Annotated in this window: 5 protein-coding genes and 1 pseudogene; 4 read left to right on the top strand and 2 right to left on the bottom strand. The window is 41.3% G+C overall.

Translation table 11 applies throughout. From position 1 onward, the window contains the following. Positions 1 to 365: pseudogene (locus tag B2R65_RS04010) on the bottom strand (substrate-binding periplasmic protein); the annotation flags it as partial. Between the two features lie 167 nt (positions 366 to 532). On the opposite strand from B2R65_RS04010, the gene B2R65_RS04005 reads away from it, so the two are divergent. The 3 genes from B2R65_RS04005 to B2R65_RS03995 are packed head-to-tail and all read left to right on the top strand — an operon-like array spanning position 533 to position 3,959. Beyond that, on the top strand, positions 533 to 1,699 hold the full coding sequence (locus B2R65_RS04005; RefSeq protein WP_236695089.1) for a paraquat-inducible protein A: 1,167 nt from the start codon (positions 533 to 535) through the stop codon (positions 1,697 to 1,699). Further along, positions 1,696 to 3,351, top strand: coding sequence for an intermembrane transport protein PqiB (gene pqiB / locus B2R65_RS04000; protein ID WP_029771939.1), 1,656 nt, complete (start codon positions 1,696 to 1,698; stop codon positions 3,349 to 3,351). Before B2R65_RS04005 ends, pqiB begins: the two co-directional genes overlap by 4 nt. Next, the gene (locus tag B2R65_RS03995; RefSeq protein ID WP_024031907.1) at positions 3,351 to 3,959 is read left to right on the top strand and encodes a PqiC family protein; all 609 of its coding nucleotides are present in this window, start codon (positions 3,351 to 3,353) and stop codon (positions 3,957 to 3,959) included. Before pqiB ends, B2R65_RS03995 begins: the two co-directional genes overlap by 1 nt. Here the strand turns inward: B2R65_RS03995 and B2R65_RS03990 are convergent. Then, complete coding sequence (locus B2R65_RS03990; protein WP_273607987.1) at positions 3,956 to 4,456, bottom strand: GNAT family N-acetyltransferase; 501 nt, start codon at positions 4,454 to 4,456, stop codon at positions 3,956 to 3,958. The two genes, B2R65_RS03995 and B2R65_RS03990, sit on opposite strands and share 4 nt — an antisense overlap. 286 nt (positions 4,457 to 4,742) lie before the next feature. On the opposite strand from B2R65_RS03990, the gene B2R65_RS03985 reads away from it, so the two are divergent. After that, on the top strand, positions 4,743 to 6,125 hold the full coding sequence (locus B2R65_RS03985) for a Na+/H+ antiporter NhaC family protein (protein ID WP_286741265.1): 1,383 nt from the start codon (positions 4,743 to 4,745) through the stop codon (positions 6,123 to 6,125). Positions 6,126 to 6,165: the final 40 nt, after the last annotated feature.

The following is a 6,165-nucleotide window of genomic DNA, read 5'->3' as shown; positions in this document are numbered from 1 at the left end:
GTCTCAATAGTAAAGTTGCGCTTTTTAAGTGATACCGCCACATTTTTATAACTCAATACTGGCTGACTAGGGTAAATACCTGCGCCGCGCTTTCCTGCGTAATTAAGCAGTATATCCACATTACCGCTATGTAGTTGCTGCTCGGCGCGCTTGTTAGACATGTAAATAACCACAATATTATCTAAGCCTTGCTCAATAAGTGCCGCTTTAATTATATTAAGTTGTATACCCGTATCTGTTTTTTCTATTACATAGGGAGGAATAGTCGCACTGGCAGCAATCACAATTGGCTGTTTTTGCCAAGCGGCAGACACTGGCGGGCTTATAAAAAAACAGCTAATAAAGCAAAGTAATAACAGCCTCACATCTATCCTTAACGTATTGTTATTGCGCTTAATGATGAATCGCGTTGTATTAATAACTTAAATATAGCAAAATTGCGTAAACATTCTTCTTTGATGGTTATAACTTGCAAACAATTTGCCCGTGCTGCGACCTAATAATTGATATACCCGCAATAGCCGATAAGCAAATGGCCGTGTGCCCGCATTGTCACCATAAGTTGTGCGAAGGCGATGTAAACAACGACAGTAAAGTAGTTGCGCTAAGTATTGGCTCATTACTAATGCTATTAAGCAGCATGTTTTACCCGTTTATTTCATTTAGTAGCAGCGGCATAACGCAAACCATCACCCTGCCTGATGCTGCCCGAATTTTATTTAATTACGACAGTGAGTTACTTGGCTTATTTATTGATTTAAGCATTATTGCGCTGCCAATGAGCTTACTGATCATTCTTATTCCTATGCATCTTGGGCTTTTGCAATCCTTGCCTGAGGCCATCGCTAGGCGATTGCTCAAGTTTACTTTGGCCCTTGAGCCGTGGATCATGTCTGAAATATTTTTAATTGGCGTGTTAGTAAGCATGGTTAAAATTATGTCGCTTGCCGACATTAGTTTTGGCACCAGCTTTTGGGCATATATTGGCTTTGTTATTATGTACATTGCGGCGCTTGCCCATTTAAATAAGCCGCGCTTATGGGCACATATTAAACCAGCAACAACACTCGAAGACGCAGCACATGCCAAACGCGCTATTGATCAAAACATTAAAGCTTGCCACGTATGCCATCAACTATGTAAAAGTAGTATTTGCCCGCGTTGTCACACTAAAACCCATGTAAGAAACCCCAACAGTGTTCAAAAAGCAACGGCTTGGTTGGTGACTTCTGTACTGTGTTACATACCTGCAAACCTATTACCAATAATGCACACCACCAGCCTGGGTGATGTGTCACCGTCAACCTTAATTGGCGGCGTACTAACACTTTGGAAAAGTGGCTCCTACCCCATTGCTGCCATTATATTTTTGGCCAGCGTAGTGGTGCCACTGGCCAAAGCCTTTGTGCTGAGTTTTTTATGCATTATGGTGGCAAAACCTGCTAACAAGCACACAAAAGGCTATACTAAAATTTATCAACTTACTGAATTTATTGGCAAATGGTCAATGATCGATGTATTTGTTGTTGCTATACTCGTTGCCTTAGTGCAACTAGGGAACTTAATGTCAATTACCCCAGGGCTAGGCATTGTATTTTTTACTGTTATGGTAATATGCCAAATGATGGCTGCACATGCGTTTGATCCGCGCTTGTTGTGGGATACACCAAAAAACAAACATTCAGAGAATAAAGCATGACCGAAACGGCTAATGTAACAACAAAACCAAAAATTTCTGCTATTTGGATTATTCCACTGATAGCCTTATTAGTTGGTATATGGATGTTGTATCAATACCAAGCAAATGTAGGCCCTACTATTTATATAAAAATGCCCCACGCAGAGGGCATTATTGCAGGTAAAACAGAAATAAAAGTGCGCAGTGTTAAAATTGGTCAAATTGATGCTATACGCCTTTCTGACTCGCAAGATAGCGTTATTGCCCGTGCACAAATAGACAAAAACTATAATGAGCTCCTCACCGACGATGCCAAAATTTGGGTTGTTAAACCCCGTATAGACGAAACGGGCATTAGTGGTATGAGTACGCTTTTGTCGGGTGTTTATTTAGAGTTTTCACCGGGGGAGAGTAAAAAACTAAAAGAGCGTTTTGTATTACAAGACGAGCCAGCCCTTATTGGTAAAGATGTAAAAGGTGGGCGTTTTCAGTTACTCAGCTACAACGCTGAAGTACTGGAGGTAAGCACTGGGATATTTTTTAAAAACTATAAAATAGGCCAAATAGAAACCGCTACTTTTGACTGGAAAAACCAAGCAATGAAGTACGGTATTTTTATTAACGAACCGTATCAAAACCTCATAACATTAAACTCTATATTTTGGGTTAATGCCGGCATTGAAATAGATTTGTCGGCCGATGGTATTAATATAAGTACCGGCTCATTAAGTAAACTCCTCAAAGGCGGTATTTCGGTTGGCTTACCAGAGCAACAAGCCCCAGGTGACTTAGCCCAAGACGGCCACAACTTTTCGCTAAGCCAAAGCTACAAAGAAGCACTAGAAGAGCGCTTTTACGACTTTGATTACTACATTATTGATTTTGAACAATCTATACGTGGCCTAAGACCCGGCGCGCCTGTGGAATATCGCGGCACCCGAATTGGTACCGTGGTAGAAGCCCCCGCTAACGTTATTGTTAATGGCAAACCTGCACATTTTAAAAACCATAATACAGCGGTGCCGGTACTGATTAAAATAGAGTATGGCCGTTTATATCACGATAGCGCAGCGGCCAAAGAGTTTTGGCAAAGTAGCCTAACCGGCTGGATAAAAAATGGTATGCGCGCTTCTTTAAAACCTGGCAACCTTTTAACTGGTGCAGTGTATGTAGATTTTGATATATACCCCGACGCACCAAAAGCGCATTTAGCAAAGCTTGCCCAGTATGATGTATTTCCGAGTATTTCTAGCGGCATTACGGTGCTTGCCGATCAGGTCTCGGATGTGCTTAACAAGGTAAACGATTTAAAAATTGAAGACAGCCTAGCGCAAATGCAGGCTACATTTAGCGACTACCAAGCGCTTGCTAACGAAATGCGTGCGTTATTAAGCCAAAAAGATACCCAAAACTTACCCGGCGATTTTAACCGTAACTTTGATAAAATGACCAAAAGTATGGAGCAGTTTGAAGTGACCATGCGTCAATTTGATAAAACCATGGCAAGTTATCAGGCCGGCTCTGAGTTTCATCATCAATTACAGCAAACCTTGCTTGAATTTAAACGCTTGAGTGAAGAAATTCAGCCGCTTACACGGGGTTTAAACGAACAACCTAATATGTTTATTTTTGATAAAGCACTCCCTGCTGATCCACAACCAAGGAAGCAATAATGAAACACTTATTTTTAGCCATAACCGTGTTAATTACCCTTGCAGGGTGCAGTGCGTCAATTCAAACCGCAACGCAGTATTATCAGTTTGAACAACCCATTGCTTCATCATCACGCCATGTAAAAGAAACTGATGCCCAATTAAGAGTGCAAACCGTGGCCCTTAGAGGCGCATTAAATAATTTGGGCATAGCAATGAAAATTGATAGCAACCAAATTCATGCGGCAAATTACAACCTATGGGGTGAATCGCCCGATGTGATGCTCACCGCTACAGCGCAACAAACCCTTTTTAATGCAATGCCTAATTGGATGGTTATTAAGGGCTTACCGGTAATTACCGAGCTTGATCAGCAAACATTTTACGAGCTTGAGTATGAAGTGCACCACTTTAATGGTGATATGCAAGGCAATGCTGATATTTCTGGCCTGTGGCGCTTATATTACACCCACCCAGAAACCGGCCGCCGCCTGATTAGTGTGCATAATTTTTCGCATGTAGTTCCAATAGAAGATGACGGTTACGATGGCTTAGTGGCTACCCTTGAGCAAACTTGGCAAAATATAAACCTAAGCGTAGCAAAAGCCATAGAGCAAGCGCGACTTTAATAACCATATATAATTACGGCGGTTTTATCATTATTAATAACCGCCTTGCCTACCCTATTAAAACCTAACTTTAATAATACACACTGAGATGCGGTGTTATTAGCTGCGCAGATAGCACTGACCTGTTTTATCCCAAGTGTGTGCCTATTTTGTAATAGCGCTTTGGCCGCTTCAAAAATATAACCGTTTTTCTCATAACGGGTTAACAAGGCAAAACCTAAATCTGGCAGTTGCAGTACATCGCGTTTATAAAAACCCACAACTCCTACTACTTCACTATTGTGTAAAGTAATAATATAAGGGCCAAACCCTTGGTGTTTATGGGCTGCCCTAAACGATTGCTCAATGAAGCGCTTGGCATCGCTGTGCATATAAATGGCTTTATCGCCAATATATTTTATAAAATTTGGCTGATTCACCAAAGTAAGTAACATGGCTGCATCGTGCTCATTTGCATAGCGCAATAATAAACGTTGGGTTTTAAATACGGCCTCCACGTTATCTCCTATAAAAAGTTATTTTGTACGTAAATTTTTATTGACTGAAATACAAAACCGGATTATTTTTGCGCCGATGTTTTTACAGGCACAACAATAGCGGCATGCTTCTCTTGCACCGTCTGGCGCCAAAGCCAACGCGTTTCCCTTTCGCTATTAATTTAACATAACAGCAAAGCACCCTACGCGGCAAAAGCAGTGACTTGGCACGTAATAACTATTACCTGCTTTGTTTTTGTTAAGCAATTTATTATTTAAATATGCTTTTAATTTTGTGAATCTTTAAATGCTTGAACCTTCTGCATTAAGTTTACTGCCACCAGCGGTGGTTGTGGTATTGGCTGTTGTTTTACGCCGCCCTATTTTATCTTTACTTATTGGCGCTTTAGTTGGCTTAGTAATAGCCGACCCAGCTCAGGTGCTTGCTAACTTTGCCAGCACGTCACTTAAAGTAATGACCGACGAAACCATAGGTTGGTTAATACTCGTGTGCGGAGGCTTCGGCGCTTTAATCGCTTTATTAGTGCGCACTGGCGGTGCATCGGCGTTTGGCAAATTAGCGCTAAATTACACTAAAGGTAAACGCTCTTCTTTATTTATGACCTTTTGTTTAGGTGTGGTTATTTTTATTGATGACTATTTAAATGCGCTTACCGTTGGTGAAACGATGAAACGCATTACCGATAAATTTAAAGTTAGCCGAGAAATGCTTGCCTACGTTGTAGATTCAACAGCGGCTCCGATTTGCGTACTTGTCCCTTTATCGACTTGGGCGGTATTTTTTGGTGGCTTGTTAGTCGATAACGGCATTGCCGAGGAGGGCAAAGGCATTGCGGTTTATATTCAAGCCATTCCTTATATGTTTTACGCCTGGTTTGCAGTATTGGTGGTTTTGTTAGTGGTATTGGGTGTAATACCTGCTATTGGGCCTATGAAAAAAGCCGAAAGGTTATCGCAAGTTGAGCAAGCGACTGTAGACCCTGCGCAATTTAGTGATATTCAAACAGCCGACGAATACGCTGTAAAAGCAGTAGAAGAAAGCTTTGAAGATGCAGACCCTAAAGGAAAATTACACAACTTTTTACTGCCTATAATTTTACTAGTAGCCTTTACAGTTTACTTTGAAATAGATGTATATAAAGGCTTATTGGCAACTATGGCGGTAACGCTTCCTTTTTATGCACAACAAAAATTAATGAGCTTTAGCGAAATGATAGAGCGCATGCTTGATGGCTTTAAAAGCATGATACCGGCTATTGGCACTGTAATAGCGGCATTTATATTTAAAGATGTGTGCGACTTAATTGGCTTAGCGCAGTTTGTGATCGGTAGTTTGAGCCCGTACATGACTGCCCAATACTTACCGGCGGTGGTATTTATTGCTATGGCGGTGTTAGCGTTTGCTACAGGCTCTAGTTGGGGTATTTTTGCTGTGTCGATCCCAATAGTTATGCCACTGGCAACTGCCGTTGACGCTAATATTCCACTGGTTATTGGCGCGTTGTTATCGGCCTCATCATTTGGTAGCCAAGCCTGTTTTTACTCAGACTCTACCGTACTTGCAGCACAAGGCTCTGGCTGTAATTTAATGAGCCATGCAGTAACGCAACTACCTTATACATTAATTGCCGCGGCACTTGCCGTTGTCGGCTTTATTGTTATGGCATAAATTAAGTTAATTTAAATAAAACACCCCAATGTAGTACTAC

The organism is Pseudoalteromonas sp. UBA2102 (assembly GCF_002331165.1).
Lineage (GTDB): Bacteria > Pseudomonadota > Gammaproteobacteria > Enterobacterales > Alteromonadaceae > Pseudoalteromonas > Pseudoalteromonas atlantica.
The sequence above is the reverse complement of the archived record's forward strand: the minus strand, read 5'-3'. Positions and strand labels throughout refer to the sequence as shown.